The 25,965-nt window shown below is 71.1% G+C and carries 28 protein-coding genes and 1 pseudogene; 19 read left to right on the top strand and 10 right to left on the bottom strand.

Annotated features, from left to right (window positions below; genetic code table 11):
* Positions 1–121: 121 nt before the first annotated feature.
* Both ACIQ87_RS24960 and ACIQ87_RS24955 read left to right on the top strand, forming a co-directional pair.
* On the top strand, positions 122–796 hold the full coding sequence (locus ACIQ87_RS24960) for a response regulator transcription factor (protein WP_392867016.1): 675 nt from the start codon (positions 122–124) through the stop codon (positions 794–796).
* A gap of 70 nt (positions 797–866) precedes the next feature.
* Complete coding sequence (locus ACIQ87_RS24955) at positions 867–2,111, top strand: ATP-binding protein (RefSeq protein ID WP_402410236.1); 1,245 nt, start codon at positions 867–869, stop codon at positions 2,109–2,111.
* 81 nt (positions 2,112–2,192) lie between these two features.
* On the opposite strand, the pseudogene ACIQ87_RS24950 reads toward ACIQ87_RS24955, so the two are convergent.
* Positions 2,193–2,489: pseudogene (locus ACIQ87_RS24950) on the bottom strand (ester cyclase); the annotation flags it as partial.
* Between the two features lie 110 nt (positions 2,490–2,599).
* The gene (locus ACIQ87_RS24945; protein WP_402410234.1) at positions 2,600–3,079 is read right to left on the bottom strand and encodes a GtrA family protein; all 480 of its coding nucleotides are present in this window, start codon (positions 3,077–3,079) and stop codon (positions 2,600–2,602) included.
* Positions 3,080–3,404: 325 nt separating this feature from the next.
* On the opposite strand from ACIQ87_RS24945, the gene ACIQ87_RS24940 reads away from it, so the two are divergent.
* The 4 genes from ACIQ87_RS24940 (at position 3,405) to ACIQ87_RS24925 (ending at position 6,900) form a co-directional block, all read left to right on the top strand.
* The gene (locus ACIQ87_RS24940) at positions 3,405–4,544 is read left to right on the top strand and encodes a 5-(carboxyamino)imidazole ribonucleotide synthase (RefSeq protein ID WP_402410233.1); all 1,140 of its coding nucleotides are present in this window, start codon (positions 3,405–3,407) and stop codon (positions 4,542–4,544) included.
* Positions 4,541–5,065 carry a 5-(carboxyamino)imidazole ribonucleotide mutase gene (gene purE, locus ACIQ87_RS24935; RefSeq protein ID WP_402410232.1) on the top strand — a complete coding sequence of 175 codons (525 nt, stop codon included), beginning with the start codon at positions 4,541–4,543 and terminating at the stop codon, positions 5,063–5,065. Before ACIQ87_RS24940 ends, purE begins: the two co-directional genes overlap by 4 nt.
* A 33-nt stretch (positions 5,066–5,098) precedes the next feature.
* Positions 5,099–6,316, top strand: a complete 1,218-nt coding sequence (locus ACIQ87_RS24930) for a dipeptidase (protein WP_402410230.1) — start codon at positions 5,099–5,101, stop codon at positions 6,314–6,316.
* Between the two features lie 158 nt (positions 6,317–6,474).
* Positions 6,475–6,900: a CoA-binding protein gene (locus ACIQ87_RS24925; RefSeq protein WP_402410228.1), complete on the top strand. Its 426-nt coding sequence runs from the start codon at positions 6,475–6,477 to the stop codon at positions 6,898–6,900.
* 62 nt (positions 6,901–6,962) lie between these two features.
* Here ACIQ87_RS24925 and ACIQ87_RS24920 read toward each other — a convergent pair whose 3' ends face one another.
* The 3 genes from ACIQ87_RS24920 to ACIQ87_RS24910 are packed head-to-tail and all read right to left on the bottom strand — an operon-like array spanning position 6,963 to position 8,356.
* Positions 6,963–7,145 carry a hypothetical protein gene (locus ACIQ87_RS24920; protein ID WP_402410343.1) on the bottom strand — a complete coding sequence of 61 codons (183 nt, stop codon included), beginning with the start codon at positions 7,143–7,145 and terminating at the stop codon, positions 6,963–6,965.
* A gap of 46 nt (positions 7,146–7,191) precedes the next feature.
* Positions 7,192–7,515, bottom strand: coding sequence for a creatininase family protein (locus ACIQ87_RS24915; protein WP_402410226.1), 324 nt, complete (start codon positions 7,513–7,515; stop codon positions 7,192–7,194).
* A gap of 25 nt (positions 7,516–7,540) precedes the next feature.
* Positions 7,541–8,356 (bottom strand): hypothetical protein, encoded by an 816-nt coding sequence (locus tag ACIQ87_RS24910; RefSeq protein WP_402410224.1) that lies wholly within the window; start codon positions 8,354–8,356, stop codon positions 7,541–7,543.
* Positions 8,357–8,530: 174 nt separating this feature from the next.
* On the opposite strand from ACIQ87_RS24910, the gene ACIQ87_RS24905 reads away from it, so the two are divergent.
* From ACIQ87_RS24905 to ACIQ87_RS24890, 4 genes are all read left to right on the top strand, one after another.
* Positions 8,531–9,109, top strand: coding sequence for a hypothetical protein (locus ACIQ87_RS24905; RefSeq protein ID WP_402410223.1), 579 nt, complete (start codon positions 8,531–8,533; stop codon positions 9,107–9,109).
* A gap of 16 nt (positions 9,110–9,125) precedes the next feature.
* The gene (locus ACIQ87_RS24900; RefSeq protein WP_402410222.1) at positions 9,126–9,350 is read left to right on the top strand and encodes a hypothetical protein; all 225 of its coding nucleotides are present in this window, start codon (positions 9,126–9,128) and stop codon (positions 9,348–9,350) included.
* 163 nt (positions 9,351–9,513) lie between these two features.
* Positions 9,514–10,995 carry a recombinase family protein gene (locus tag ACIQ87_RS24895; protein ID WP_402410220.1) on the top strand — a complete coding sequence of 494 codons (1,482 nt, stop codon included), beginning with the start codon at positions 9,514–9,516 and terminating at the stop codon, positions 10,993–10,995.
* Positions 10,992–11,492, top strand: a complete 501-nt coding sequence (locus ACIQ87_RS24890; RefSeq protein WP_402410218.1) for a transposase — start codon at positions 10,992–10,994, stop codon at positions 11,490–11,492. The genes ACIQ87_RS24895 and ACIQ87_RS24890 overlap by 4 nt, the downstream gene beginning before the upstream one ends.
* A gap of 82 nt (positions 11,493–11,574) precedes the next feature.
* Here ACIQ87_RS24890 and ACIQ87_RS24885 read toward each other — a convergent pair whose 3' ends face one another.
* Positions 11,575–12,012 carry a hypothetical protein gene (locus ACIQ87_RS24885; RefSeq protein WP_402410216.1) on the bottom strand — a complete coding sequence of 146 codons (438 nt, stop codon included), beginning with the start codon at positions 12,010–12,012 and terminating at the stop codon, positions 11,575–11,577.
* A 154-nt stretch (positions 12,013–12,166) separates the two neighbouring features.
* Positions 12,167–13,504, bottom strand: a complete 1,338-nt coding sequence (locus tag ACIQ87_RS24880; protein ID WP_402410214.1) for a UDP-glucose dehydrogenase family protein — start codon at positions 13,502–13,504, stop codon at positions 12,167–12,169.
* 218 nt (positions 13,505–13,722) lie between these two features.
* On the opposite strand from ACIQ87_RS24880, the gene ACIQ87_RS24875 reads away from it, so the two are divergent.
* The 4 genes from ACIQ87_RS24875 (at position 13,723) to ACIQ87_RS24860 (ending at position 17,328) form a co-directional block, all read left to right on the top strand.
* Complete coding sequence (locus ACIQ87_RS24875) at positions 13,723–14,889, top strand: acyl-CoA dehydrogenase family protein (RefSeq protein WP_402410212.1); 1,167 nt, start codon at positions 13,723–13,725, stop codon at positions 14,887–14,889.
* A gap of 159 nt (positions 14,890–15,048) precedes the next feature.
* Positions 15,049–15,915: an oxidoreductase gene (locus ACIQ87_RS24870; protein ID WP_402410211.1), complete on the top strand. Its 867-nt coding sequence runs from the start codon at positions 15,049–15,051 to the stop codon at positions 15,913–15,915.
* Positions 15,916–15,981: 66 nt separating this feature from the next.
* Positions 15,982–16,470 carry a GNAT family N-acetyltransferase gene (locus ACIQ87_RS24865; protein ID WP_402410209.1) on the top strand — a complete coding sequence of 163 codons (489 nt, stop codon included), beginning with the start codon at positions 15,982–15,984 and terminating at the stop codon, positions 16,468–16,470.
* A 204-nt stretch (positions 16,471–16,674) separates the two neighbouring features.
* Positions 16,675–17,328, top strand: coding sequence for a class I SAM-dependent DNA methyltransferase (locus ACIQ87_RS24860; protein ID WP_402410207.1), 654 nt, complete (start codon positions 16,675–16,677; stop codon positions 17,326–17,328).
* Positions 17,329–17,332: 4 nt separating this feature from the next.
* Here ACIQ87_RS24860 and ACIQ87_RS24855 read toward each other — a convergent pair whose 3' ends face one another.
* Positions 17,333–17,737, bottom strand: coding sequence for a MerR family transcriptional regulator (locus ACIQ87_RS24855; RefSeq protein WP_402410341.1), 405 nt, complete (start codon positions 17,735–17,737; stop codon positions 17,333–17,335).
* Positions 17,738–17,927: 190 nt separating this feature from the next.
* Between ACIQ87_RS24855 and ACIQ87_RS24850 the strand changes: the two genes are divergently transcribed.
* Positions 17,928–18,431 (top strand): peptidylprolyl isomerase, encoded by a 504-nt coding sequence (locus ACIQ87_RS24850; protein ID WP_402410206.1) that lies wholly within the window; start codon positions 17,928–17,930, stop codon positions 18,429–18,431.
* A gap of 295 nt (positions 18,432–18,726) precedes the next feature.
* A complete protein-coding gene (locus ACIQ87_RS24845; RefSeq protein WP_402410204.1) occupies positions 18,727–19,302 on the top strand; it encodes a hypothetical protein in 576 nt (191 codons plus the stop codon).
* A 49-nt stretch (positions 19,303–19,351) separates the two neighbouring features.
* On the opposite strand, the gene ACIQ87_RS24840 is transcribed toward ACIQ87_RS24845, so the two are convergent.
* Both ACIQ87_RS24840 and ACIQ87_RS24835 read right to left on the bottom strand, forming a co-directional pair.
* Positions 19,352–19,837 carry a hypothetical protein gene (locus ACIQ87_RS24840; RefSeq protein WP_402410202.1) on the bottom strand — a complete coding sequence of 162 codons (486 nt, stop codon included), beginning with the start codon at positions 19,835–19,837 and terminating at the stop codon, positions 19,352–19,354.
* A 38-nt stretch (positions 19,838–19,875) separates the two neighbouring features.
* Positions 19,876–20,844 (bottom strand): LCP family protein, encoded by a 969-nt coding sequence (locus ACIQ87_RS24835; RefSeq protein WP_402410201.1) that lies wholly within the window; start codon positions 20,842–20,844, stop codon positions 19,876–19,878.
* 864 nt (positions 20,845–21,708) lie between these two features.
* Between ACIQ87_RS24835 and ssuE the strand changes: the two genes are divergently transcribed.
* The 3 genes from ssuE to ACIQ87_RS24820 all read left to right on the top strand — a co-directional run bounded on the left by ssuE (position 21,709) and on the right by ACIQ87_RS24820 (position 25,964).
* Positions 21,709–22,263, top strand: a complete 555-nt coding sequence (ssuE, locus tag ACIQ87_RS24830) for an NADPH-dependent FMN reductase (protein ID WP_402410199.1) — start codon at positions 21,709–21,711, stop codon at positions 22,261–22,263.
* Between the two features lie 322 nt (positions 22,264–22,585).
* Complete coding sequence (locus ACIQ87_RS24825) at positions 22,586–23,374, top strand: ABC transporter ATP-binding protein (RefSeq protein ID WP_402410197.1); 789 nt, start codon at positions 22,586–22,588, stop codon at positions 23,372–23,374.
* Positions 23,375–23,393: 19 nt separating this feature from the next.
* A complete protein-coding gene (locus tag ACIQ87_RS24820; RefSeq protein WP_402410195.1) occupies positions 23,394–25,964 on the top strand; it encodes an ABC transporter permease in 2,571 nt (856 codons plus the stop codon).
* Position 25,965 lies beyond the last annotated feature (1 nt).

The raw sequence follows: 25,965 nt of genomic DNA, 5'->3' as shown, positions 1-25,965 counted from the left end.
TTCGCTGAACGGCCGGTCTGCCCTGGCGTGTTGGGCGTGATCAAGGACTTGTATAACGATCACGCTCTGTGAACTACCTCACAGGGCGTACGGCCATACCCGGGCGGACTACCATCACCACATGACCTGTGTGCTGCTTGCCGAGGACGATCCGGCGATCTCCGAACCGCTCGCCCGGGCCCTGCGACGCGAGGGCTATGAGGTGCTCGTCCGCGAGGACGGTCCGACCGCACTGTCCGCCGGCCTCACCGAGGAGGTCGACCTCGTCGTCCTGGACCTCGGCCTGCCCGAGATGGACGGCCTGGAGGTCTGCCGCCGCCTGCGCGCCGACGGCAAGAGCTGCCCCGTCCTGGTGCTCACCGCCCGCGCCGACGAGGTGGACACCGTGGTCGGCCTGGACGCCGGCGCCGACGACTACGTCACCAAGCCCTTCCGTCTGGCCGAACTGCTCGCCCGCGTCCGGGCCCTGCTCCGGCGCGGCAACGTCGACCAGCTCACCACCGGCGCGCACGGGGTGAAGATCGACATCGAGTCCCACCGCGCCTGGCTCGGCGACGAGGAACTCACCCTCTCCGCCAAGGAGTTCGAGCTCCTGCGGGTCCTGGTCCGGGACGCCGGCCGGGTGGTCACCCGCGAGGAGATCATGCGGCAGGTCTGGGACACCACCTGGTGGACCTCCACCAAGACCCTGGACATGCACATCTCCTGGCTCCGCAAGAAGCTCGGCGACGACGCGGCCAACCCGCGCTACATCGCCACCGTGCGCGGAGTCGGGTTCCGGTTCGAGAAGAATTAGCGCCTGACGGACATCGGGCCCCAGGCGGGCCCTCGGCCCGCGGCAGCGGAACACCTCGGGGAGCGGCAGCGTGAAACGCCGGATGATCAACTCGCTGCTGGGCGTCGTCCTGGTGGTGGTCGTGGTGTTCTGCGTACCGCTCGCCCTGGTCGAGAAGCGGACCATCGTCAACTCGGCGCAGGACCGGGTGGACGCGGCCGCCGTCCGGGTGCTCGCCCTGGTCGAGAGCCGGCTCGCCGCGGGGGAGCCGGTCACCGGACGGGCCTTCGAGAGCCAGATCACCGAGGGCAGCTACGTCGAGGTGCAGGTGCCCGGCCAGCCGGTGGTCTCCGCGGGCGAGCGCCCGGCCGGGAACCACCTGCTGAAGGCCGTCGAGCGCGGCAACAGCGGCGAGACCGTCACCGTCGAGCAGTCCCGGGAGGACGTCGACCACGAGATCGCCAACAACCTGCTGCTGCTCGGCGTGGTCGCCCTGCTGGCCGTCCAGGCCGCGGTGGCGCTCGCCGTCTGGCAGGCCAAGCGGCTGGCCCGGCCGCTCACCGACCTCGCCGAGACCGCCGAGCGGCTCGGCTCCGGCGACCCGCGCCCGCGCGACCGCCGCTACGGGGTGCCCGAACTCGACCGGGTCGCCGAGGTGCTGGACACCAGCGCCGAGCGGATCGCCCGGATGCTCACCGCCGAGCGCCGGCTCGCCGCCGACGCCTCGCACCAGCTGCGCACCCCGCTCACCGCGCTCTCCATGCGGCTGGAGGAGATCACCGCCCTCGCCGAGGAGCCGGAGACGGTCAAGGAGGAGGCGACCATCGCCCTCCAGCAGGTCGAGCGGCTCACCGACGTGGTCCAGCGGCTGCTCACCACCCAGCGCGACCCGCGCAGCCCCACCGCCGTCGCCTTCGACCTGGACGAGGTGATCAAGCAGCAGGTGGAGGAGTGGGGCCCGACACTGCGGGAACAGGGCCGGGTGCTCTCCCTGGAGGGGCTGCACGGGGTCACCGCGGTCGGCACCCCGGGGACGGTGGCCCAGGTGCTGGCCACCCTGATCGAGAACTCGCTGATGCACGGCGCCGGGACGATCACCCTGCGGGTACGGCCGTCCGGGACCTCGGTGGTGGTCGAGGTCCAGGACCAGGGCGCGGGAGTGCCGCCGGACCTCGGCAACCGGGTGTTCGAGCGCGCGGTCAGCGGGCGCAACTCCACCGGCATCGGGCTGGCCGTCGCCCGCGACCTCGCGGAGGCGGACGGCGGGCGGCTCGAACTGCTCTCGCTGAAGCCGCCGGTGTTCGCGCTCTTCCTCGGGCGCAGCCACGAGGGCTAGCCACGAGGGGGCCGGCCGCGAGGGGGCCGGCCACGAGGGCCGGCGAAACGGGCCGGTCACGGGGCTCGGCTACCGCGCCCCGTCGAGCCGGAGGTCACGGACCACGTCGAGGTCGGTGAAGGCGGGCGGCGTCTCGCACAGCGCCACCATCTCGCGGAAGATCCGGTCCGTCTCGGGGAGCCGGGAGTTGCGCATGGCCTCCTCGTAGGAGGGGAACTCCACGATCTCCACCACGTGCCTGCCGTCGGAGCGGTCGGTGCCGACCAGGGCGTGGGAGGCGGTCCGCTTCCCGCGGGTCTGCGCGACCCAGTCGTCCATGAGCCGGTTGAGCTCGTCGAGCCTGTCGGTCCTGAAGTCGATGATCTGGACGAACGCCATGGCGAGCCTCCTGGGACCCCCTCGGCCTCGATCGTCCGCGGGCCGTGCTCGCCCTCGGTCACCACTGTCCTCTCGCGGGGGCGGGCCCGGCAAGGGGAGGGGAGGGGCGGCTACTCGGCCTGGGCGTAGCGGATCCGCTCGGTGGCCAGCATCAGCTCGGCCTGGGCGGCCAGATCCCGGCCGTCGGCGGTGACCTCCTGCTCGGTCTCCGGCAGCGCCTTGAAGACCCACGTCCGGTAGGAGAAGAACCGGAAGGTGGTGCCGGCGATCAGACCGATCACGTTCTTGGCGATCAGCTGGCTGGTGGGCGAGTGGTAGCCGAGCACGTGCACGGAGAAGGCGTTGATGCCGTTCTCGATCAGCATGCCGATGCCGCTGAAGATCAGGAAGAGGGTGATCTCGCGCTTGCGCGAGGCCGCGTCCCGGTCACGGTAGAGCCAGTAGCGGTAGCCGAGGTAGTTGGTGCCGATCGCCACGCTGGTGGCGATGTAGCCCGAGAAGGAGTTGATCGGACCGGTCGTCTTGAGGCAGACCCAGAAGACCCCGGCGTTGACGATCACGCCGGTCACGCCGACTATGGCGAACTTCACCACCTCACCCCTGAGCCCACGCAGTTTCTGCATGAGCGAGGGGTTCGAAGCTGCGGTCGTCGCCATACCGGGTGGCCTCCATGTACCTGCGGGGAAAAGCGGTGTCCCACTGGGCCGGGGACACCCCTTGAGCCCTGCGTGCACGCACATGATCCGACCGCGCGGACGAGGACCTGGCCGTTCAGGCTACCCGCTTCCATCGAACGGCTCAGCCGTCCGGGGTGGGGGTTGACATCTACGCGCGTCCACTCCGGAGGTCCCACCGGCGGCTCCACCGCCCCCGACCGGCCCGGATATCCTGGGCCGCGTGACTTCCCCGGGCAATGTGAATTTTCCAGTGGTGGGCATGATCGGTGGCGGGCAGCTGGCCCGCATGGCACACCAGGCGGGCATCCCGCTCGGGGTCAGGTTCAAACTCCTCGCCGACACGCCCCAGGACTCCGCCGCGCAGGTGGTCTCCGACGTCGTCCTCGGTGACTACCGCGACCTCGACACCCTGCGCGCCTTCGCCGCCGGCTGCGACGTGATCACCTTCGACCACGAGCACGTCCCCACCGAGCACCTGCGGGCCCTGGAGGCCGACGGCATCGCCGTCCGCCCCGGCCCGGACGCGCTGGTCAACGCCCAGGACAAGGGCGTGATGCGGGCCAAGCTGGACTCCATCGACGTGCCCTGCCCCCGCCACCGGATCGTCGCCGACCCGGCCGACGTCACCGCGTTCGCGAACGAGGGCTCGGGCTACCCCGTCGTCCTGAAGACCGTCCGCGGCGGCTACGACGGCAAGGGCGTCTGGGTCGTCGACGACGAGGAGCAGGCGCACGCCCCGTTCCTGGCCGGCGTCACGGTGCTGGCCGAGGAGAAGGTCGACTTCGTCCGCGAGCTGGCCGCCAACGTGGTCCGCTCGCCCAGTGGCCAGGCCGTCGCCTACCCGGTGGTGGAGAGCGTCCAGGAGAACGGCGTCTGCGCCGAGGTCACCGCCCCCGCGCCGGACCTCGACCCGGCCCTGTCCGACGAGGCCCAGCAGCTCGCCCTGCGGATCGCCGGCGACCTCGGCATCGTCGGCCACCTCGCCGTCGAGCTGTTCCAGACCCGGGACGGCCGCATCCTGGTCAACGAGCTGGCCATGCGCCCGCACAACTCCGGGCACTGGACCCAGGACGGCGCCGTCACCTCGCAGTTCGAGAACCACCTGCGGGCCGTCCTCGACCTCCCGCTCGGCGACCCCCGCCCGCGCGCCAGGTGGACCGTCATGGTCAACGTCCTCGGCGGCGACTACCCCGACATGTACCACCCCTTCCTGCACTGCATGGCCCGCGACCCCGGGCTGCGGATCCACATGTACGGGAAGGACGTGAAGCCCGGCCGCAAGGTCGGCCACGTCAACGTCTTCGGGGACGACCTCGAAGACGTCCGCGAGCGCGCCCGCCACGCGGCCGCCTACCTGCGAGGAACGATCACCGAATGACCTCTCCGCTCATTGGCATCGTGATGGGCTCGGACTCCGACTGGCCGGTCATGGAGGCCGCCGCCCAGGCGCTCGACGAGTTCGAGGTCCCCTACGAGGTGGACGTCGTCTCCGCCCACCGGATGCCCCGCGAGATGGTCGCGTACGGCGAGCGGGCCCACGAGCGCGGACTGAAGGCGATCATCGCCGGCGCCGGCGGCGCGGCCCACCTGCCGGGCATGCTCGCCTCCGTCACCCCGCTGCCGGTCATCGGCGTGCCGGTGCCGCTGCGCTACCTGGACGGCATGGACAGCCTGCTGTCGATCGTCCAGATGCCGGCCGGCGTCCCGGTGGCGACCGTCTCGGTGGCCGGCGCGCGCAACGCCGGCCTGCTCGCGGTGCGGATGCTCGCCGCCTTCGACCCCGAGCTCACCGAGAAGATGACCGACTTCCAGGCCGAGCTGAACAACCAGGCCACCGAGAAGGGCGCCAAGCTCCGCGCCAAGGTGGCCGGTTCCTCCTCCTTCGGTTTCGGCAAGTAATCCCGCTGGTGGGGGTGGGGTAGAACAGCCCGTATGACTTCTCGGACGGACTCCTCCCCCACCCCGCTGGACCGCGCCCGCGCCCTGCTGCGCACCGCCCCCGTGGTGGACGGCCACAACGACCTCCCCTGGGCGATGCGCGAGCAGGCCGGGTACGACCTCGGCGCGCTCGACCTCGCCGCCGACCAGAGCGACCGCCTGCACACCGACCTCGCCCGCCTCGCGGAGGGCGGGGTCGGCGCGCAGTTCTGGTCCGTCTACGTCCCCTCCTCGCTGGCCGGCGACCACGCGGTGAGCGCCACCCTGGAGCAGGTCGACTTCGTCCACGCCCTGGTCGAGCGCTACCCGGACCGGCTGCGCCTGGCCCGTACCGCCGCCGACATGGAGGCCGCCCGCGCCGAGGGCCGGATCGCCTCCCTGATGGGCGCCGAGGGCGGCCACTCCATCGACTGCTCGCTGGCCACCCTGCGCGCCCTGTACGAACTGGGCGTGCGGTACCTGACGCTCACCCACAACGACAACGTGCCGTGGGCGGACTCCGCGACCGACAAGCCGGTGGCCGGCGGGCTGACCCGGTTCGGCGAGGAGGTCGTTCGGGAGATGAACCGGCTCGGCATGCTGGTCGACCTCTCGCACGTCTCCGCCGACACCATGCGCGACGCCCTGCGGGTCACCGAGGCGCCCGTCGTCTTCTCGCACTCCTCCTCGCGCGCGGTCTGCGACCACCCGCGCAACATCCCGGACGACGTGCTCGCCCAGCTGCCCGCCAACGGCGGCGTGGCGATGGCGACCTTCGTGCCGAAGTTCATCCTGCCCGCCGCCATCGAGTGGACCCGGGAGGCCGACGAGAACATGCGCGCCCACGGCTTCCACCCGCTGGACACCACCCCGCCGGCCATGGAGCGCCAGCGCGCCTTCGAGGCCGCCAACCCGCGCCCGATCGCCACCCCCGCCACCGTCGCCGACCACCTCGACCACATGCGCGAGGTGGCCGGCATCGACCACATCGGCATCGGCGGCGACTTCGACGGCACCGCCTTCCTGCCCGACGGCCTGGACTCGGTGGCCGGCTACCCCAACCTGGTCGCCGAGCTCCTCGACCGCCGCTGGTCGGAGGCCGACCTGGCGAAGCTCACCTGGCACAACGCCGTCCGGGTCCTGCGCGACGCCGAGTCGGTGGCCGCCGGGCTGCGCGCCGAGCGGCGCCCGTCCATCGCCACCATCGCGCGGCTGGACGGCTCGGACTCCTGAGGCCGCGCTAGCCGAGCCGCGGGATCTCGATGGCCGGGCACCGCCTGGTCGGCCACCTCGCCGGCCAGTGCGCTGTTCATCCCGGTCGGGAATGGCCAGGATCGCGGTGGCGCTGGGGTGAGGTGGGTTCTCGGCTCTCGGCTGCGAGGAGGCAGGGCATGTACGGCGACCCGGAGACGGTTCGGAAGATCCTTACCGAGGCAGGGGACACCTGGGCCGTCGTGGGCCTCTCGTCCAACCAGCGACGAGCGGCCTATGGCGTCGCCGAGGTGCTTCAGCGCTTCGGTAAGCGGATCGTGCCCGTGCACCCGAAAGCTGAGACGGTGCATGGCGAGAAGGGGTACGCGTCCATCGCGGACATCCCCTTCGAAGTTGATGTGGTGGACGTCTTCGTCCGGTCCGACCTCGCTGGTGAGGTCGCGGACCAGGCGGCCGCAATCGGCGCCAAAGCCGTCTGGTTCCAGCTCGGTGTGATCGACGAAGCCGCCTACGAACGGACCCAGGCCGCGGGGCTCTCGATGGTGATGGACAAGTGCCCCGCCATCGAGATCCCGCGCCTCGGCCTGGCCGGTCGCTCCAGTTAGATTCCGGAGTCTTTGAGGGCCGCCAGTTGGGTTCCAACTGGTGGCCCTAGGCGTGCCAAGGCTCAGCTGTCGTCCAGCAGAGCGAGGTGTGCGGCGGCAGATTTCGAGAGGCTGTCGAGGATCGCTGATCCCTTGGGGGCGCTGCCGAGGGAGGGCTGGCCGATGATCCCATTGCCGGTGTAGCCGGCCATGCCCAGGGTTAGGAGGTGGGGGCGCTCGGGAGCGGAGTGGTTGTCCTGATCGATGCCGTCACGGACGAGGTGTGGGGCACCGTGGAGGAGTACGGAGACCTCAAGCTCGCCGCAGGCCGGGGACGCCGGAGGCCTGGAGGGACTTCCAGATGTCGTTGATCACGGCGTAGAGCGTGGCGGCGCTGATGCTGACGGTGCCCGGCATGTGAGCGTGCTCGTGCGAGCAGGACAGCGTGAAGGGCGGCAGCAGGAACAGGTCGTAGTCGGTGGCGATCCGCTGGGCGATCAGGCTGCCGACGACGGTGTCGGTGGTCAGGGGCAGGTGATCGCCGTGTTGCTCGAAGCTGCCGACCGGCAGCACGGCGATCTTGGCGCCGCGCCGGCGTTCGTCTGCGGAGGTGGCGGCCGTGATCAGTGCGTCCATGGGCCCAGCCTCTCCCATCGGGTCCTCAGCGGTCGAGAGGGCTTCCGCTGCTCATCAGTGCCAAGCGGTGGGTGAACGTGGCCACTTGGGGTACGGCACTCCACCGCTGGAGGGCCTTGCCCGCGGCGGACAGTTCGGACATTGCGCGCGCCGACTCGGTGTCGACGGCGATGGACAAGGCGCGGTCCGCTGCGGCGGCCGCCTGCTCGGGTTCACCGGACACCGCGTAAGCCCGCGCCAGCCGGGAGAGGTAAACGCCCTGGTCGTTGCGGTAGACCGGCGGCAGTACCCGAAGCTCCGCCTCCAACATGCCCACGGCCGTGTGCGGGTCGCCGAGTTCGATCAGACAGTTCGCGCGCTGCATCTCGATATAGGTCGGTGTGCAGTACGCGAGATCAAGAGCGTCGTCGGCGTGCGAATCGTCCGGCGCGGCCGCGATCTCGTGAGCCTCGTCGAACTTCGCCTGCGCGAAGCGAGAGTTGCCCATCATCGCGTGGCCCTGCGCCTCCTGCTGCGCCGCCAGTGCCCGGATCCGGTGAGTGGCCCCGACCGATCGTTGGGCCGCGCGAGCAAGGCTGACGGCTTTCGGGGCGTTCCGCTGGGCGGTGGCCTGGTTGCTCTTCCGGAAGAGCACGTAGGCGGCCATCACGTCGTCGCCGGCCTCCTGCGCCCACTCCATGGCGCGGTCCGACCAGAACAGGGCCCGGTCGAAGTCCCCGAGATCCTGGTTCAGCCAGCCCAGGAACTCCGCGGTGCGCGCGCCGATCGTGAGCAGTTCGTCGCGGGCGCGGCCCTCGGCGTCCTGTTGGAGGCGGTCGAGAAGTCGAAAGTGCCGTGTCACGGCGTCGAGCGCGTGGCGGGAGCGGATCGCCGCTTCTTGATCAGGGGAGTTGAAGAACAGTTGGACGGGGACGACGACTTCGGTGCGGAGTTGGCGGCGAGCCTCGACCCGGACTTCTTATGCGGCTGGTCAAATCCTATTCGCATGGCTCAATATTTCTGCCAAGGTTCCGCCATGCGGAACTTCTTCAAGGGTGTCGGCGTCCTCGTGCTGTTCGCTGCGCTACTCGTGGGTGTGGTTGAAGTGGTTGGACTTGCCGCACGCCAGCTTGGACGTCAGATCTTTCAGGGGGTTGATTCAACGGTTGCGGCGGCATCTGTCGCGGCCATGTCCACTGTTGTCGTTGCAGTGGCAACGCTAGTCATCGGCCGGTACATCGAGAAGCGGAAGGCTATCGAGGCCGAGATCCGCACCAGTAAGATCCCTGTCTACTCAAGGCTCGTGTCAGGTCTCTTTGCCCTGCTGCAGGCGGAGCCCGGGCCGCAGCAGACGGCTGCTGCCGAGAGATTGTTCAAGGACCTTACGCCTGACCTCATAACTTGGTCGTCAGATGAGGTTTTGATTGCATGGTCGCGCTTCAAGAGGAGCGTTTCGACCCTCTCCCCAGGGGAAGCCGTGTTTGCCCTTGAGGAGATGCTGATGGCTGTCCGGCGGGACTACGGCCACAAGGGTGCGAAAGTGAAGGAAGGGGACCTCTTGGGGTTGTTTATAAATGACATCGATGCCTACGTTGCGAATCGGCGCCGCATCTAAGAGTGATTATCTGGCAGTGCTTCAGCTGGGCAATGGGGCGATTTTGGTCGGTGTCCTACCTGGTCTCGGTTCGAGGCGCGTGAGCTGGATGCCCAACTTGGGTCGGGCGCAAGACTGCATGTCCGGCGACGCGGATACGTCGTCGCTTGAAGCCAGTGGTGTGCTGGAATCTGAGAAGAAGGATCGATTGCTCGGACTCCTGTTCGATCCAGCTGAATTCCTCAAAGTCCTGACGGCTTGACGGAGGCGCCGATAGGCTGCCGACAGCAAAGTGCCCCGGCGGCGGCTGCAACCGTCCCGGGGCCGGCCGACTGGTTGGAGTCGACATGGGCAATAAAAGCACACTGACACACAGTGCGGCTGGCGTAGCCGCGGACAAGACTTCGGCCCGCACTCTGCGGGCGGTGGAATACCTGCGCGTGAGTACGGAAGAGCAGCGCAAGGGCTACGGGATTGCCAGCCAGGGCAAGAAGACCTCCGGCCTGATCGCCCGTAAGACCTGGGACCATGTGGGCACCTACAAGGACGAGGGCATCAGCGGCAGCCTGGAAGCGTCGGAGCGGCCGGACCTCAAGCGTCTCATGGTGGATGCGGCCGCGACACCCCGTCCCTTCGACGTTGTGGTGGTGCCCGAAGGACGGGCCATCGGGCGAACCGGCCGGGCGTTCTGGCGCTGGGTCTGGGCCCTGGAGGACATCGGGATCTTCGTCGCCATCGTGGATAGCGACATCGACAACACCACGGACGCCGGCCGCAGGGAGATGCGCCGCCAGGCGGACTACGCGGAGGCCGAGTACGAGCGGATTCGTTCGCGCACCCAGGGCGGAATTCAAGAAAAGGCCGAGGATGGTGGCTTGACCGGCGGCCGCCCGAGGTGCGGGTATCGGATCGAGAACAAGGGCCAGAAAGGAATTTCCCGGATCGTCATCGATAAGTGCGATGATGGCGACGGATGTGTGAAGGTCCACGAATTCGCCGTGCTGCGCAGGGCGTGGGAGCTGGTGGTACTCGACCGTTGCAACGCCCGGCAAGCGGCGCTCCGGCTCAACGCGGAAGGGTTGCTGACCCGACAAGGTCTGCCGTGGTTCAACCGGAATCTGTGGCAGCGGCTGATGGACGCTGTCGGGGAGCCGGAGATGGTGTTCCGTCACCCCGGGCGGGCCAAGCTGGGCCCTGACGGGAACCCGATCTTCGGGAGCACGGTGGTCATCTCACTCGAACCGATCTTCACCTCGGACGAGCGGGAGCAACTGCGCCGCGCCATGGCTCGGAACCGAAGGGGCAGCGGTACGAAATCGGCTGCCGCTCACTACCCCCTGTCGACCCGGATCCTCGGACTGTGCGGTCGCCACTACAGCGGCCTCAACCGCAAGGAACGGGGCGGCCGGGTGTACCACTGCTCGGGTAAGAAGGAGAAGTACGCGGGCGCCTCGGTGTGCGGTTGCCCGACCATCAACGCGGACGTCCTGGAGAGCATCGTCTGGGCGGAGACCTGCAAGCTCCTGGGCGAGCCCGAGCGGCTTCAGGCGATGTCCGAGGACTGGCTCAGTACCGCAATCGGGAACCAGGTCAACTACGACGAGCGGATCGCAGACCTCGACCGGCAGATCGATGAACAGGATTCGGTGCTGTCGGTCACGACCGTCGTGGCGGCCAAGCAGGCCGCCCGACGCGGCCTGTCAGGTGAAGCGGCAGAGAGGGCTGTCCAGAGGACGGTGAAGCCGATTGCCGACGAGTTGGCTGAACTGGTCGCGCTGCGCGACGAGGTTCTCGCCTGGAAGGCCGAGAACGAGATCGCCGGCAAGCGTGCGGCCGATCTCCGTGAGCTGGCGAAGGTGGCGCGGTCGAACCTGCGGAAGATGACGTCTGTTGAGCAGAAGAGGTGATCGATCTCCTGGACATCCGGGTGAAGATCACCGGCATGCCGCCTCGGGGTCGGCGGGACGACTGCACGCTTGCCAAGGGCTTCGCAGACCGGGGGAGGGGCGTCCCGGTGCTCACTGACGAGGGTTGGCAGAAGATCGAGCCGGTGCTCGCCGCGGTGGGGCGTCGCAGGCGGGCCAATGAGATCCCGGCCCGGCTGGCGGTCGAAGCGTTTCTCTACAAGGCCCGGACCGGCGTCCCGTGGTCGAAGCTGCCGACGGAGTTCGGCACCCCGACCAGCCTGCAGACCCGATACCACCGGTGGTACATCCTCGGCGTCTGGCAGCAGGTGATGGATCTGCTCGCCGACTGCGAGAGCGAGCCACAGCCGACCGAGCTGTACCCGCTGCCTCCGATGGAGGTCACGGGCGTGGTCGACCCCCGCCTGTTCGTAGGAGTTGGCTCGGCACCTCAGGACACCGTCCCGACCGGGAACGGGATCTCGGCGAGCGAGGCGTAGCCCTGCTCGCCGAGGACCGTCTCGTCGCCGTAGCTCGTCATGCCGGTACCAACGACGCCCGGTCGCGGGGGATTCCGGCCGGTCAGACGTCGAAGGCCTGGAGCTTGACCCGGGCCGTGCCGTCGCTGTCGTACTCGGCGTTCAGGTAGACGGTCATGGCCTGCCTGCTCGGCCGGGCCTCGTTCGGCTCCTGGCTGTTGGAGAAGCTCAGGCCGGGGCCGTAGGCGGTGCCCGGCCGGACCCGGGGGAAGGCCTCGGCCAGTCGGGCGGCCAGGTCGGTCCGGGGCATCCGGAACTCGGCGGTGTAGCTGCGGTCCAGCCAGCCGCCGTTGTTCCGGCAGTGGATCTCGCGGGCGTCCGCGGGCATGGACCCGCCGACGAACACCATGACCTTCGAGCAGTCGGCCCCGAGGTTGCCGGTGAAGAACGCGTACACCTCGACACCCGTCCAGACGACAGGCCAGAGCAGGGTGGCGGCCACGCAGGAGCGGATCAGCCACCGGGTGCGCGATGTGCGCATGAAGAACCCCCCAGTTCTCGCACCGGCTCGGAATGCCGGTGAGCGGATCCTCGCACGGGAGTTGAACATGTTCAAATAGCTGTGCTCGGGAACGCGCAAGCGCCCGCCCCCGGGATCCGGGGACGGGCGCTTGCGCGGTGCGCGGGCGGGGCCCTCAGCTCGGGCGGCCCAGGGCGCGGTAGGTCCAGCCGGCGGCGCGCCAGGCGTCGGCGTCCAGGACGTTGCGGCCGTCGAGCAGGCGGCGCTCGGCGACCACGGCGCCGAGCACGGCCGGGTCCAGCTCGCGGAACTCGGACCACTCGGTGAGGTGGAGGACGACGTGGGCGCCCTCGGCGGCCTCCAGGGCGGAGTGGGCGTAGGCGAGGGACGGGAACATCTTGCGGGCGTTGTCCACGGCCTTCGGGTCGTAGACGGTGACCTGGGCGCCCTGGAGCTGGATCTGGGCGGCCACGTTGAGGGCGGGGGAGTCCCGGATGTCGTCCGAGTTGGGCTTGAAGGCGGCGCCGAGGACGGCGACCCGGCGGCCCAGGAAGCCGCCGCCGCACTGCTCGCGGGCCAGCTCGACCATCCGGGAGCGGCGCCGCATGTTGATCGAGTCGACCTCGCGCAGGAAGGTCAGCGCCTGGTCGGCGCCGAGCTCGCCGGCCCGGGCCATGAACGCGCGGATGTCCTTCGGCAGGCAGCCGCCGCCGAAGCCGAGGCCGGAGTTGAGGAACTTGCCGCCGATCCGCTCGTCGTAGGCGAGCGCCTTGCTGAGCTGGGTGACATCCGCGCCGGCCGCCTCGCAGACCTCGGCCATCGCGTTGATGAAGGAGATCTTGGTGGCCAGGAAGGAGTTGGCGGCCGCCTTGACCAGTTCCGCCGTCGCGAAGTCGGTGACCATGAACGGCACCCCGGCCGCGATCGGCTCCGCGTACACCTCGCGCAGCAGCCGCTCGGCCCGCTCGCTCTGGGCGCCGACCACGATCCGGTCCGGCCGCAGGGTGTCCTGCACGGCGAAGCCCTCGCGCAGGAACTCCGGGTTCCAGGCGAGTTCGGCGCCCTCGCCGACCGGCGCCAGCGCGGCCAGCCGCTCGGCCAGCCGGGCCGCCGAGCCGACCGGGACGGTGGACTTGCCGACCACCAGGGCGGGGCGGGTCAGGTGTGGCGCGAGCTCGTCGATCGCGGTGTCGACGTACGACATGTCGGCCGCGAACTCGCCCTTGCGCTGCGGGGTGTTGACGCAGACGAAGTGCACGTCGCCGAACTCGGCGGCCTCCTGGGCGGAGGTGGTGAAGCGCAGCCGCCCGGTCGAACCCTCGTGCCCGGCCACGTGCTTGAGCAGCAGTTCGGACAGCCCGGGCTCGTACATCGGGACACGGCCCGCGGTCAGCATGGCGATCTTGTCCGGGTCGATGTCCAGACCCAGCACCTCGAAGCCGAACTCGGCCATCGCGGCGGCGTGCGTGGCGCCGAGGTAGCCGGTGCCGATCACGGAGATGCGGAGGGTCACGGGTTCTCCTTGGATGCGGACGCGACCAGTACGGATGCCCTGATGCTATCCGTCCGCCGCGAGCACACACGGATCACCTGCACGGCTGGGACGCTAGGCAGCCGCAGGCCCGCGCCCTAGGATCTCTACTGAACGGTAGTTAACCGCGGATTCGACTCGCACCGGGCGTCGATCGGACCTCGCTCGGGCGTCGGTCACTGAACGACGAGGCAGGCATCATGGCGGGCAGCGCAGGGGCGGCTGACTTCGATCTCTTCCGGATCTCCGAGGAGCACGAGATGCTCCGTGAGGCGGTGCGTTCGCTGGCCGAGGCGAAGATCGCTCCGTTCGCGGCGGAGGTGGACGAGCAGGGGCGGTTCCCGCAGGAGGCGTTGGACGCGTTGCAGGGCAATGACCTGCATGCGGTGCACGTGCCGGAGGAGTACGGCGGTGCGGGGGCGGACGCGCTGGCGACGGTGATCGTGATCGAGGAGGTGGCGCGGGTGTGTGCGTCGTCCTCGTTGATCCCGGCGGTGAACAAGCTGGGGTCGCTGCCGGTGCAGTTGTCGGGTTCGGAGGAGCTGAAGGCGAAGTACCTGGGGGCGCTGGCGCGTGGTGAGGGGATGTTCTCGTACTGCCTGTCGGAGCCGGAGGCGGGTTCGGACGCGGCGGGGATGAAGACCCGGGCGGTGCGGGACGGGGACTTCTGGGTGCTGAACGGTGTGAAGCGGTGGATCACCAACGCGGGTGTGTCCGAGTTCTACACGGTGATGGCGGTGACGGACCCGGAGCTGCGGTCGAAGGGGATCTCGGCGTTCGTGGTGGAGAAGGGCGACGAGGGGGTGTCGTTCGGTGCGCCGGAGAAGAAGCTGGGGATCAAGGGTTCGCCGACGCGTGAGGTGTACTTCGACAATGTGCGGATTCCGGCGGATCGGATGATCGGTGCGGAGGGGACGGGGTTCCAGACGGCGATGCGCACGCTGGACCACACCCGGGTGACGATCGCGGCGCAGGCGGTGGGGATCGCGCAGGGGGCGTTGGACTACGCGAAGGGGTATGTGAAGGAGCGCCGGCAGTTCGGGAAGGCGATCGCGGAGTTCCAGGGTGTGCAGTTCATGCTGGCGGACATGGCGATGAAGCTGGAGGCGGCGCGTCAGATGACGTATGTCGCGGCGGCGAAGTCGCAGCGTGGGGATGCGGATCTGACGTTCTTCGGTGCGGCGGCGAAGTGCTACGCGTCGGATGCGGCGATGGAGATCGCGACGGACGCGGTGCAGTTGCTGGGTGGGTACGGGTACACCCGGGACTACCCGGTGGAGCGGATGATGCGGGACGCGAAGATCACGCAGATCTACGAGGGGACCAACCAGGTCCAGCGGATCGTGATGGCCCGCAACCTCCCGTAACCGTCCCTGAGCTGCACCGACGGCCCCCGACCGCCCGTCCGCGGTCGGGGGCCGTATGTCGTCCGGCATCGAACCGTCCTGGACGCGGCGCCCGTTCCGGTGTCATAAATGATCGTCAATTCATGGGCAGCACGCGACGATTGCGAGTGATCGACGATCATGGGCAGCAACCCCGAGCAGGACCCCACCGGCAAGGTCTGGCTGATCACCGGCGCCAACTCCGGCTTCGGCCGGGCGATCGCGAAGGTCGCGCTGGCGGCCGGCGACACCGTCGTGGCGGCCGTCCGGCGCCCCGAGACGCTGGAGGTGGCGGCCACCCGGCACCCCGGCAAGTTGTTCCCGGTCCGGCTGGACGTCACCGACCAGGAACGGATCCCGGTCGTCGTCGAGGAGACCGTCCGGCGGCACGGCCGGATCGACGTCCTGGTGAACAACGCCGGGCGCGGGCTGATCGGCGCCGTCGAGGAGTCCACCGACCGCGAGCTGCGGGACCTGATGGAGCTGCACTTCTTCGGCCCGGCCGCCCTCACCCGGGCCGTGCTGCCGCACCTGCGGGCCCAGGGTTCGGGTGCGGTGGTGCAGATGAGCAGCATGGGCGGCCGCTTCAGCTTCCCCGGTGTGGGCGCCTACTCGGCCACCAAGTTCGCCCTGGAGGGGCTGTCCGAGGCGCTGGCCAAGGAGGTGGCCGGCTTCGGGGTCAAGGTGCTGATCGTCGAGCCCGGCGCGTTCCGTACCGGCTTCGCGGGCGGCGACGCGCTCGCCCACTCCACCCCGATCGAGGCGTACGAGCCGATCGTCGGCCCGGTCCGCAGCGGGCTGCCGGACTCCGACGGCAAGCAGGCCGGGGATCCGGTGAAGGCCGCCGAGGCGATCCTGGCCGCGCTGGCCGCCGAGCGGACCCCGCTGCGGCTCGCGCTCGGCGGCGACGCGGTGGACGGCGTCCTCGGCACCCTCGACGAGGCGCGGCGGGAGACCGAGGCCTGGGCGGAGGTCGGCCGCGGTACCGACTTCCCGGCCGGGCAGTAGCCCGCCCCGCGGGGCGCCCGGAAAACCGCGCGACGGCGGGCGGCCGTGCTCTCTAGGCTGCCCGCCATGTCGATCACGCCGCCCGCGCTCAGCCTGGCTCCCGTCACCCCCGAGAACATCGACGCCGCCCTCGCGCTGCGGGTCCGCCCCGGCCAGGAGGGCCTGGTGGCGCCGGTGGTGAAGTCGCTGGCCGAGGCGTACGCGTACGGGGAGACGGCCTGGCCCCGGCTGATCCTGGACGGCGGGCGGCCGGTCGGCTTCGTGATGGCCTTCTTCGACATCACCTTCTACCCCGACCGCCCCGGCGACCTCCCCCGCTCCGGCCTGTGGCGGCTGCTGGTCGACGCCGAGCGGCAGCGCGGCGGCTACGGCCGCTTCGCCGTCGAGCAGGTCTGCGCGGAGATCCGCCGCCGCGGCGGCACCCGGGCGACGGTCACCTACCACCCCGGTCCGGACGGCCCGGCGGAGTTCTACGCCCGCCTCGGTTTCCGTCCGACCGGGGAGACCAGCGGCGACCAGGCCGTCGCCGAACGGGACCTCCCGCCGCTCGGCTGAGCGGCGCCGCCGCGTGGAGGTCGTGGGCGCGCCCCGCGGCCGTGCCCGCGCCGTTCGTCCACCACGGCCCCGTGCGGCACGTGGTCGGGGCCGCCCGGCCGCGGCTGTGCCGGGTAGGCCCCGGTCCTGCTCGTCCGCCGTCCCCCTCCGGCCGGTCTGCGGGCCGATCCCGCGGGCGGTGGGCGCCCGGTAGGGTCCCGCACCATGACCGAGCCGGACTTCCTGACCGAGACCAGGGCGTTCTACGACGCCGTCGCCACCGAGTACACCGAGCTCTTCCGGGACGCGCTGGACCGCATGCCGATGGACCGGGCGATGCTGGCGCTCTTCGCCGACCTGGTCCGCGCCGAGCGGCCGGACGGCAAGGCGGCCGAACTCGGCTGCGGCCCGGGCCGGATGACCGGCCCGCTGCACCGGCTCGGCGTGGACGTGCACGGGATCGACCTCTCGCCGCGGATGGTCGAGCTGGCCCGCCGGGCGCACCCCGAGGTGCCGTTCAGCGTCGGCTCGATGTTCGACCTCCCCTTCGGGGACGGGGAGTTGACCGGGGTGGTGGCCTGGTACTCGATCATCCACACCCCGGCGGAGCGGCTGCCCGAGGTGTTCGCCGAGTTCGCCCGGGTGCTCGCCCCCGGCGGCCACCTGATGCTCGCCTTCCAGGTCGGCGACCGACCCTCGCGCCAGGAGCGCCCCTTCGGCCACCCGGTGTCGCTGGACTTCCGGCGGCTGCGGCCGGAGCGCGTCGAGGAGCTGGCCCGGGAGGCCGGCCTGCCGGTCACCTCGCGCACGGTCCGCGAGCCGGAGGGGGAGGAGCCGACCCCGCAGGCCTACGTGCTGGCCCGCAAGCCGAAGGGCTGAGGCCCTAGGCGGCCTCGGAGGAGGCCGCCTGCCGCCCGGAGGCGGGCGGTGGCGTTCCGGCGGCGGTCGCGATCACCTCGTCCAGCACCTCGCGGGAGCGCAGCAGGTCGTTGATCGTCCGGTCGATCCGCTCGCGCTGCGCGGTGAGCTCCTCGACCAGCAGTGGGGTGGCGATCTCGTTCGGGCCGCCGTCGGAGTCCCGCATGCAGGGGAGGATCTTGTAGATGGTCCGGCTGTGCAGTCCGGCCGCGAACAGTTCCTGGATGTGCACCACCCGGTCGACGGCGGCCTCCGGGTACTCCCGGTGCCCGCCCTCGGTGCGGCGGGCGGTCAGCAGGCCCTGCTGCTCGTAGTAGCGCAGCGAGCGCTCGCTCACACCCGTCCGCCGGGCCAGTTCGCCGATCCGCATGCCGTCCACCCTGCCGTCCCGGTCGTCGTGCCGTGCCAAGTCCTGGATCCGGCAATGATGTTAGCCTCCGCGGCGCCGGCCGGTGGGGCGCGGGAGCCGGGCCGCGCGACCGGGTGGCCCGGCCGTGCCCGGCCCCGCCCGGTCGGGGGGCGCCGCGCGCCGGGCAGGTGATCGTGCCATCATCGCCTGCATGTCTTCCAACGTTTTCTTCGACATCACGATCAACGACGAGCCGGCCGGTCGGATCGTCTTCAAGCTGTTCGACGAGGTCGTCCCCAAGACCGCCCGGAACTTCCGCGAGCTGGCCACCGGCCAGAACGGCTTCGGCTACGAGGGCTCCGGCTTCCACCGCGTGATCCCGGCCTTCATGCTCCAGGGCGGTGACTTCACCAACCACAACGGCACCGGCGGCAAGAGCATCTACGGCGAGAAGTTCGCGGACGAGAACTTCCAGCTCAAGCACGACCGCCCGGGCCTGCTGTCGATGGCCAACGCCGGCCGCAACACCAACGGCTCGCAGTTCTTCGTCACCACCATCGTCACCGACTGGCTGGACGGCAAGCACGTCGTCTTCGGCGAGGTCGTCGAGGGCATGGACCTGGTCAAGAAGATCGAGGGCCTCGGCTCGCAGAGCGGCCGCACCTCGGCCAAGATCACCATCGCCAAGTCCGGCGTGGTCGGCGACGTCAAGTAACGACCGCCGCCACCTGGCACGCACCGCCCCGGAGCGGGACGTCGGAGAGTTCCGGCGCCCCGCTCCGGGGCGGTTTCGTGTCCGGCCACGTATTCGGCCGCGTGTCCGGTCGCGCACCCGGCCCGATGCCCGCCGCCGCGGCCGGTCGCGGTGCGGCGGGCAGGGTAGCCCGGAGCGCCGCGCTCCGGGCCGGAACCGGGCAATCGGGTGGCCGTCCTCGGCCGGAGCCCTACGCTCGATTCGGACGTGGCCCCATCCGCGTCCGAACTCGACTCAGCGGCAAGGTGGTTGACCGATGATGGAGCAGGGCGCCGACGACGGCGAGGTGACCTACGAACAGGTGACGGTGGTCTCCCTGGTCGGCTGCGAGCCGGTCGGCCCGGCGCGGTTCGCCGTCCGGGTCGTCCGCGAGGGCATGACCGTCAAGCGGGTGGCCGGCTACTGGGTGCGCTGGGACGAGCGGTGGGGCCCGGAGGAGGTCCGCCACCATTCCCGCTGGGTCGCGGACGAGGAGTACGTGCGGCCGGACACCGGCAGCCTGGACGGCACCCTCGCGGTCATGGTCGCCGCGTACTGGACGGACCCGGCGGGCGCCCTCCCGCGCCGCCCGGGCACCGAGACCGTGGTGACCTTCCGGCCGGGCGAGACCGAGCACGAACTGGTGCTGGAGCAGCCGGCCCCGGCCGCCCAGCCGGCCGCCCCGCTCCGCCCGGCCGCGCTGTCGGTGCAGCTGACCCACGCGAGGTGGCTGAGCGGCGACGGGCAGCCGATCCACTACGGCTTCGCGGGCGCCACCGAGGCGGCCGGCGGCGAGGGGGAGTGGCTGGTCCGCTTCCCGGAGTGCGGCACCGGCCTGCTGCCGTTCGTCTGATCCGGCCCGTCCGGGAGGATGCCGTCCGTCCGGGAGGGTGCAGGCCCGCTCAGGAGGGGCTCGGGGCGGGCTGGGCCGGCACCGGCGACGGCCCCCAGTCGCCCGCCCGCGTCCCCACCTTCCGGGCCGGTGCGCCGGCCCAGATCTCCCCGGGCCCGGTCGAGCGGGTGAGCACCGCGTTGGCCCCGACGACGGTGCCCGCGCCGACGGTCAGCACGCCCTCCTTGCACACCACCTTGGCGCCCGCGCACAGCACCGCCCCGTCCTCGACCACCACCCGCCGCATCGCGCTCTCCTCCTGCGGCACCCACGGGTCGGCCCGGCCGATGGTCACGCCGTTGTAGAGCGTCACGCCGGCGCCGAGGGTGGTGTACGGGTGCAGCACGGTGCCGAAGCCGCGGTGGTAGACGAGCAGCCCGGGCCCGATCTCGCAGGCGGCGGGCACCTCCATCCCGTAGAGCGCGAGCGCCTCCTGGACCAGGCGGCCCAGGAGGCGGTGGCGACGGCGGCGGATCAGTGCGGTGACGAGTGACATCCACCCATTGTGGCGGTTCGGTCACACGACGTGGTGGGCTACTTGAACTCCGGCACCGCGGTGTCGTTCCGGAAGGCGTCGAAGAGCTGCTTGGACTTGTTGGCGTCCCACAGCACGGCGGACTCGCCGGTCTTGGTCCGGTAGTCCGGGTTGCCGATCGGCACGGTCACCGACCTGCCGTCGCCGCCGTTGACGTCCTTCATGGCGAGGAAGAGCGAGCCGAGGTCGGTCAGCCCGCAGTCCTCGTCGACGATCAGGGTGCCGAGCGCCGAGTCGACCAGCGGGTAGAAGGTGAACGGGTTCATCAGGTTGCCGGGCGAGGCGGCCTGGTGGGCGAGGGCGCCGAGGAACTTCTGCTGGTTGCGCATCCGGCCGAGGTCCTGGTCGGCCATCTGGTGGCGCTGGCGGACGAAGGCCAGGGCCTGCTTGCCGCTGAGGGTCTGGTCGCCGGCCTTGAGGTCGAGGCCGGAGTCCTTGTCCTTGATGTCCTGGTCGATGTGCATCTCGACGCCGCCGATCGAGTCGACGATGCCGACGAAGCCGCCGAAGCCGATCTCGGCGTAGTGGTCGATCCGCAGGCCGGTGCTCTGCTCGACGGTCTGGACCAGCAGCCGGCCGCCGCCGTTGCCGAAGGCCGAGTTGATCTTCGCGGTGGTGCCCTTGACCGGCTTGCCGTTGCCGCCCGGGTGCTCGGGGATCGGCACCCAGGAGTCGCGCGGGATGCTCATCAGGGTGTTCCCGTTGTCCCCGACGTGCAGGATCATCATCGAGTCGCTGCGCTTGCCCTCGGTGTCGTGGCCGGTGTGCAGGTCGTCCTGCTCGGCGTCGGAGAGGCCCTGGCGGCTGTCGGAGCCGACGATCAGCCAGTTGGTGCCCTTGCCCGCGGCCGGGCGGCCGGGGTAGTCGGCGAGCACGTTCTCGTGGTTGAGCTTGGAGTCCGCCCAGAACCAGGTGGAGACGGCGGTCACCATGACGGCGATCAGCAGGCCGAAGACCGACCACTTCACGATCCGCCGCCGCGGCCAGCGCCGGGCCTGGGTGCCGGACGGGCTACCGCCGCCGGGCCCGCCCGGACCGCCGGGACGACCGGTACCGCCCGGACGACCGGCACCGCCCGGCCCACCGGGACCACCGGGGCGACCCGGACCACCCGGACCACCGGGACCGCCGTGGCCTCCGGGCCCGTCCGGACGGCCACCGGGGGCGCCGGCCCCCTGCGGCGGGACCCCGCCGAGTCGGGACGGCCCGGGCTGCCCCGGCTGTCGCGGCGCGGCCGCCCCGGGCCCGCGCGGGTTCAGCGAGGGCGGCAGCGGCCGTTCGCCGGCGCCGCGTCCGCCGTTGCCGCCGTACGGGTTCCCGCCGCCCCCCGGGCGGCCCTCCTGCCACGTGTTCATGCCGACGAGGATGCCCGACCCCGGTCGGGCTGACTCCCCCCGGGGGTCCCGCCAGGCCTCTTGTAGCAGTTTTGATGCACGTACCGGATCGTTCCGCCGTAACGTCCGGACACCCGGCGTTCCGGCTGCTGAAACGTTTCTTGACCGGCTCGAACACGGCGTGTTTGCATTTCTGGCATGGATCAGCGTTGGGCACTCACGCGTCGGCGGCACGTCGACCTGCGGCGCGGTGTGGCCTGTTCGCTCTGTCGCGGCTGACGCGTCCTCCCGCCGTAACGATCCGCGCGCCCGCGTTCCCCGCGTACCCCGCGCGCCCGCGTTGCCCGCACGTCCGCGTCCCCCGCAGGTCCGCCGACGTAGCGGCCCCGGTGCCGCCCCGGCACCGCTTCTCCCGGTCCCGGCCCCGCCGCAGCGCGGTCCCCACCGCACCACGCCCTGCCGCACCGCGCCGCCCCGCTTCCAGCCAGAGGTGAACCCATGGCCGTCGTCCTGTCCGTTTCCGGCTCCCCGTCCGCCACCTCCCGCACCACCCGCCTGCTGCGCCACGTCGACGCGCGGCTGGCGGAGCGCGGCCACCGGGTCGTCCCCTTCGAGGCCCGCAGCCTGCCCGCGCACGCGCTGCTGTCCGGAGACTTCGACCACCCCGACATCGTCGCCGTCACCGAGCTGTTCGCCCGCGCCGACGGCGTCGTCATCGGCACCCCCGTCTACAAGGCCGCCTACTCGGGCCTGCTGAAGGCCCTGCTGGACGTGCTCCCGCAGTACGCGCTGGCCGGCAAGGCCGTCCTGCCGCTCGCCACCGGCGGCTCGCCCGCGCACGTCCTCGCGGTGGACTACGCGCTGCGCCCGGTGCTCAGCTCGATGGGCGCCGACCACATCACCCAGGGCTGGTTCGTGCTCGACCGCCACATCACCGCCCGGGAGGACGGCACGACCCTGGTGGAGCGCGAGACCGAGGCGCTGCTGGCCCCGGTCGTGGCGGGCTTCGCCGCGGCCCTGGAGCGGCTGGCCGCACCCGCGCTGGCGGGCTGACGCCCCGTCGCCGCGGCCCGTACGGGGCGTCCCCGAGACGGGCCGCGGCGACCCCTAGGGGGATGCGCTCCGGGGCCCGTAGAACCTTGGTTGAGAGGGGTCATTCCGGCGGATGACGAGCCGTCCGCCGCCGGCTCCTAACGTGGTTCTCACATCCCCGCCCGCCAGGAAGCGGCCCGGTCATGCCGGGTCCGGTGGCCAGCTCCACCGGGAGGGTGGTGCCAACTCCCGGTCGAGGACTACCGCCTGCGCCATGTCGCGCGGCGGGCGGGCCCGCGAGGCTGGGGGCCAACGGGTGAGCGCATCTTCTGAGGAGACTCCAGTGACGACGGCACCAGCAGCCGTGTACGACCCCCAGCTTCCCGGCGGAGCGTCCGACGTCGCCGCGTCGGCCCGTCAGGTCACCAAGGCGTACGGCTCGGGCGAGACCAGGGTGACCGCGCTCGACGCGGTCGACGTCGACATCCAGCGCGGCCGGTTCACCGCGATCATGGGCCCCTCGGGCTCCGGCAAGTCCACCCTGATGCACTGCCTGGCGGGCCTGGACACGGTCAGCGCCGGGCGGATCTGGATCGGCGACACCGAGATCACCGGCCTCAAGGACAAGCAGCTCACCAGGCTCCGGCGCGACAAGATCGGCTTCATCTTCCAGGCGTTCAACCTGCTCCCGACCCTGAACGCGCTGGAGAACATCACGCTCCCGATGGACATCGCCGGGCGCAGACCCGACCGGGCCTGGCTGGACCAGGTGGTGGAGACGGTCGGTCTGTCCGGCCGGCTCAAGCACCGCCCGACCCAGCTCTCCGGCGGCCAGCAGCAGCGCGTCGCGGTGGCCCGGGCGCTGGCCGCCCGCCCCGAGATCATCTTCGGCGACGAGCCCACCGGGAACCTGGACTCCCGCTCCGGCGCCGAGGTGCTGACCTTCCTGCGCCGCTCGGTGGACGAGCTGGGCCAGACCATCGTGATGGTCACCCACGACCCGGTCGCCGCCGGCTACGCGGACCGCGTGCTCTTCCTCGCCGACGGCGTGATCGTGGACGAGATGTACGCGCCCACCGCCGACTCCGTCCTCGAGCGCATGCGCCGTTTCGACGGCAAGCGCACCAGCTGAGCGGCGGGGCGACACCAACATGCTGCTCAAGACCTCACTGCGGAGCTTCTTCGCCCACAAGGGCCGGATGGCGCTCTCGCTCATCGCCGTCGTGCTGTCGGTGGCCTTCGTCTCCGGCACCCTGGTCTTCTCCAACACGGCCACCGGCACCTTCGACAAGCTCTTCGCCGCGACCGCCTCCGACCTCTCGGTCCAGCCGCCCAAGCCCTCCGACGACGAGATGCAGCAGGCCGCCGTCAAGCCGCCGACCGTCCCGGTCGCGCTGGAACAGCGGGTCGCCGGGCTGCCAGGGGTGAAGCGCGCGGTCGGCCAGGTCCTGGTCGAGAACGCCGTGCTGATCGACCCGGCCACCAACAAGCTGGTCGGCCCGACCACCGGCGCGCCCACCCTGCTCGGCAACTGGATCGACACCCCGAGCAACCCGGTGAAGATCACCTCGGGCCGCACCCCGAGCGGCCCGACCGAGCTGGTGCTGGACGCGGACACCGCGAAGAAGGCCAAGCTCGGCCTCGGCGCGGCGCTCAGGGTCGAGAACCCGATCGGCCGGCAGGACTTCACCATCGTCGGCATCGCCACCTTCACCACCACCAACCCGGGCGCGGCGCTCGGTTTCCTGGACACCCCCACCGCCCAGCGCACGCTGCTCGGCGAGCAGGCCTTCACCACCGTCGAGGCGTACGGCGACGGCAGCCGCGGCGACGACCGGCTCAAGGCGGACGCGCTGGCCGGGCTCGGCACCGGCTACCAGGTGAAGACGGCGGCCGAGCAGAAGGCCGACCGCAGCGAGCAGGTCGGCAAGGGCCTCGGCTTCATGAAGTACGCGATGCTCGGCTTCGCCTTCGTCTCGGCGATCGTCGGCGCCTTCCTGATCGTCAACACCTTCTCGATGCTGGTCGCCCAGCGCACCCGGGAGATCGGCCTGCTGCGCGCCATCGGCGGCAGCCGGCGGCAGGTCAACCGCTCGGTGCTGGTCGAGGCGCTGATCCTGGGCGTGCTCGGCTCGACCCTCGGGGTCGCGGCCGGCCTGGGCGTGGCGGTCGGCCTGATCAAGCTGATGACCGCGGTCGGCATGGACCTCGAGGCGGCCGACCTGCGGATCGGGCCGGACGTGTTCGTCGCGGGGTACGCGCTGGGCATCGTGGTCACCCTGGCCGCGGCCTGGCTCCCGGCCCGCCGGGCGAGCCGGATCTCGCCGATGGCCGCGCTGCGCGACCACGGCACCCCGGCCGAGTCCCGGGGCAACCTGGTCCGCACCGTCCTCGGCCTGCTGCTGACGGCGGGCGGCGGCGCGGTGCTGGTGCTCGGCGCGGGGGTGGAGAAGGCCGCCACCGGCGGCCGGTACCTGGGCCTCGGCGTGGTGCTCACCCTGGTCGGCTTCGTGGTGCTCGGCCCGCTGCTGGCCTCGGCCGTCGTCCGGGTGCTCGGCGCGCTGCTGCCGGCGCTGTTCGGCCCGTCCGGCAGGCTCGCCCAGCGCAACGCGATGCGCAACCCGCGCCGCACCGGCGCCACCGCCGCCGCGCTGATGATCGGCCTGGCGCTGGTGATCGCCTCCGCGGTGTTCAGCTCCTCGGCCGTCACCTCGACCAGCGCGCAGATCGACAAGTCGGTGGGCGCGGACTACATCGTCTCCGGCGGCCGCACCGCGATCACCCCCGAGATGATGGACGCGGTCAAGCGGACCCAGGGCATCGACCACATCACCATCCAGCGGTCCTTCTTCTCCGCGAAGGTCCGGCTGTCGGACGGGCAGCAGGCGAAGACCCACCTCAGCGCCGTGCCGCCGGCCTTCTTCGGCACCGACTTCCGGCCGACCGTCGACTCCGGCGCGGTGGACTCGCTCCAGCGCGGCTCGCTGGCGATCGGCGCCGCCTTCGCCAAGGACCACGGCCTGAAGGTCGGCGACCAGGTCACCGTCGACTACGGCCAGGGCCGCACCCAGGCGCTGCCGGTCGGCGCGGTCCTCGGCAAGGGCGAACTGTTCGGCGACGGCTCCTTCGTGGCCATGGACACCATGGAGAAGGCCGTCCCGGCCGCCGAGCAGCCGCCGGTGTGGACCTTCTTCGCCAAGGCCTCCTCCGGCGCCGACGTCGAGAGGACGCTCACCGCGCTGGAGGACGGGCTCAAGGAGTACCCGCAGCTGACCATCAAGGACCGGGCCGGCTACAAGGAGCTCGCCCAGTCCCAGATCAACACCCTGCTGTACCTGATCTACGGGCTGGTCGCGCTGTCCATCACGGTCGCGGTGCTCGGCGTGGTCAACACCCTGGCGCTGTCGGTGGTCGAGCGGACCCGCGAGATCGGCCTGCTGCGGGCGATCGGGCTCTCCCGCCGCCAGCTGCGCCGGATGATCCGGCTGGAGTCCGTGGTGATCGCGGTGTTCGGCGCGGTCCTCGGCACCGGGCTGGGCCTGGCCTGGGGCGTCACCGCCCAGCGGGTGCTGCGGGACCAGGGCCTCGGGACGCTCTCCGTCCCGACCGTCACGGTGGCGGTCACGCTGGTCGCCTCGGTGCTGATCGGCCTGTTCGCCGCCCTCGTCCCGGCCTTCCGGGCCGGACGGATGAACGTCCTCGCGGCCATCGCGACGGACTGAC

Source organism: Kitasatospora sp. NPDC096204 (assembly GCF_044763205.1).
GTDB lineage: Bacteria > Actinomycetota > Actinomycetes > Streptomycetales > Streptomycetaceae > Kitasatospora.
The sequence above is the reverse complement of the archived record's forward strand: the minus strand, read 5'-3'. Positions and strand labels throughout refer to the sequence as shown.

What these genes read in the sequence shown, in the direction of transcription:
- ACIQ87_RS24960 (WP_392867016.1), top strand. Translation starts at nt 122, where the DNA reads ATGACCTGTGTGCTGCTTGCCGAGGACGATCCGGCGATCTCCGAACCG.
- purE (WP_402410232.1), top strand. Translation starts at nt 4,541, where the DNA reads ATGACCTCTCCGCTCATTGGCATCGTGATGGGCTCGGACTCCGACTGG.
- ACIQ87_RS24930 (WP_402410230.1), top strand. Translation starts at nt 5,099, where the DNA reads ATGACTTCTCGGACGGACTCCTCCCCCACCCCGCTGGACCGCGCCCGC.
- ACIQ87_RS24925 (WP_402410228.1), top strand. Translation starts at nt 6,475, where the DNA reads ATGTACGGCGACCCGGAGACGGTTCGGAAGATCCTTACCGAGGCAGGG.
- ACIQ87_RS24915 (WP_402410226.1), bottom strand. Translation starts at nt 7,515, where the DNA reads ATGGACGCACTGATCACGGCCGCCACCTCCGCAGACGAACGCCGGCGC.
- ACIQ87_RS24905 (WP_402410223.1), top strand. Translation starts at nt 8,531, where the DNA reads ATGCGGAACTTCTTCAAGGGTGTCGGCGTCCTCGTGCTGTTCGCTGCG.
- ACIQ87_RS24885 (WP_402410216.1), bottom strand. Translation starts at nt 12,012, where the DNA reads ATGCGCACATCGCGCACCCGGTGGCTGATCCGCTCCTGCGTGGCCGCC.
- ACIQ87_RS24875 (WP_402410212.1), top strand. Translation starts at nt 13,723, where the DNA reads ATGGCGGGCAGCGCAGGGGCGGCTGACTTCGATCTCTTCCGGATCTCC.
- ACIQ87_RS24870 (WP_402410211.1), top strand. Translation starts at nt 15,049, where the DNA reads ATGGGCAGCAACCCCGAGCAGGACCCCACCGGCAAGGTCTGGCTGATC.
- ACIQ87_RS24865 (WP_402410209.1), top strand. Translation starts at nt 15,982, where the DNA reads ATGTCGATCACGCCGCCCGCGCTCAGCCTGGCTCCCGTCACCCCCGAG.
- ACIQ87_RS24860 (WP_402410207.1), top strand. Translation starts at nt 16,675, where the DNA reads ATGACCGAGCCGGACTTCCTGACCGAGACCAGGGCGTTCTACGACGCC.
- ACIQ87_RS24855 (WP_402410341.1), bottom strand. Translation starts at nt 17,737, where the DNA reads ATGCGGATCGGCGAACTGGCCCGGCGGACGGGTGTGAGCGAGCGCTCG.
- ACIQ87_RS24850 (WP_402410206.1), top strand. Translation starts at nt 17,928, where the DNA reads ATGTCTTCCAACGTTTTCTTCGACATCACGATCAACGACGAGCCGGCC.
- ACIQ87_RS24845 (WP_402410204.1), top strand. Translation starts at nt 18,727, where the DNA reads ATGATGGAGCAGGGCGCCGACGACGGCGAGGTGACCTACGAACAGGTG.
- ACIQ87_RS24840 (WP_402410202.1), bottom strand. Translation starts at nt 19,837, where the DNA reads ATGTCACTCGTCACCGCACTGATCCGCCGCCGTCGCCACCGCCTCCTG.
- ssuE (WP_402410199.1), top strand. Translation starts at nt 21,709, where the DNA reads ATGGCCGTCGTCCTGTCCGTTTCCGGCTCCCCGTCCGCCACCTCCCGC.
- ACIQ87_RS24820 (WP_402410195.1), top strand. Translation starts at nt 23,394, where the DNA reads ATGCTGCTCAAGACCTCACTGCGGAGCTTCTTCGCCCACAAGGGCCGG.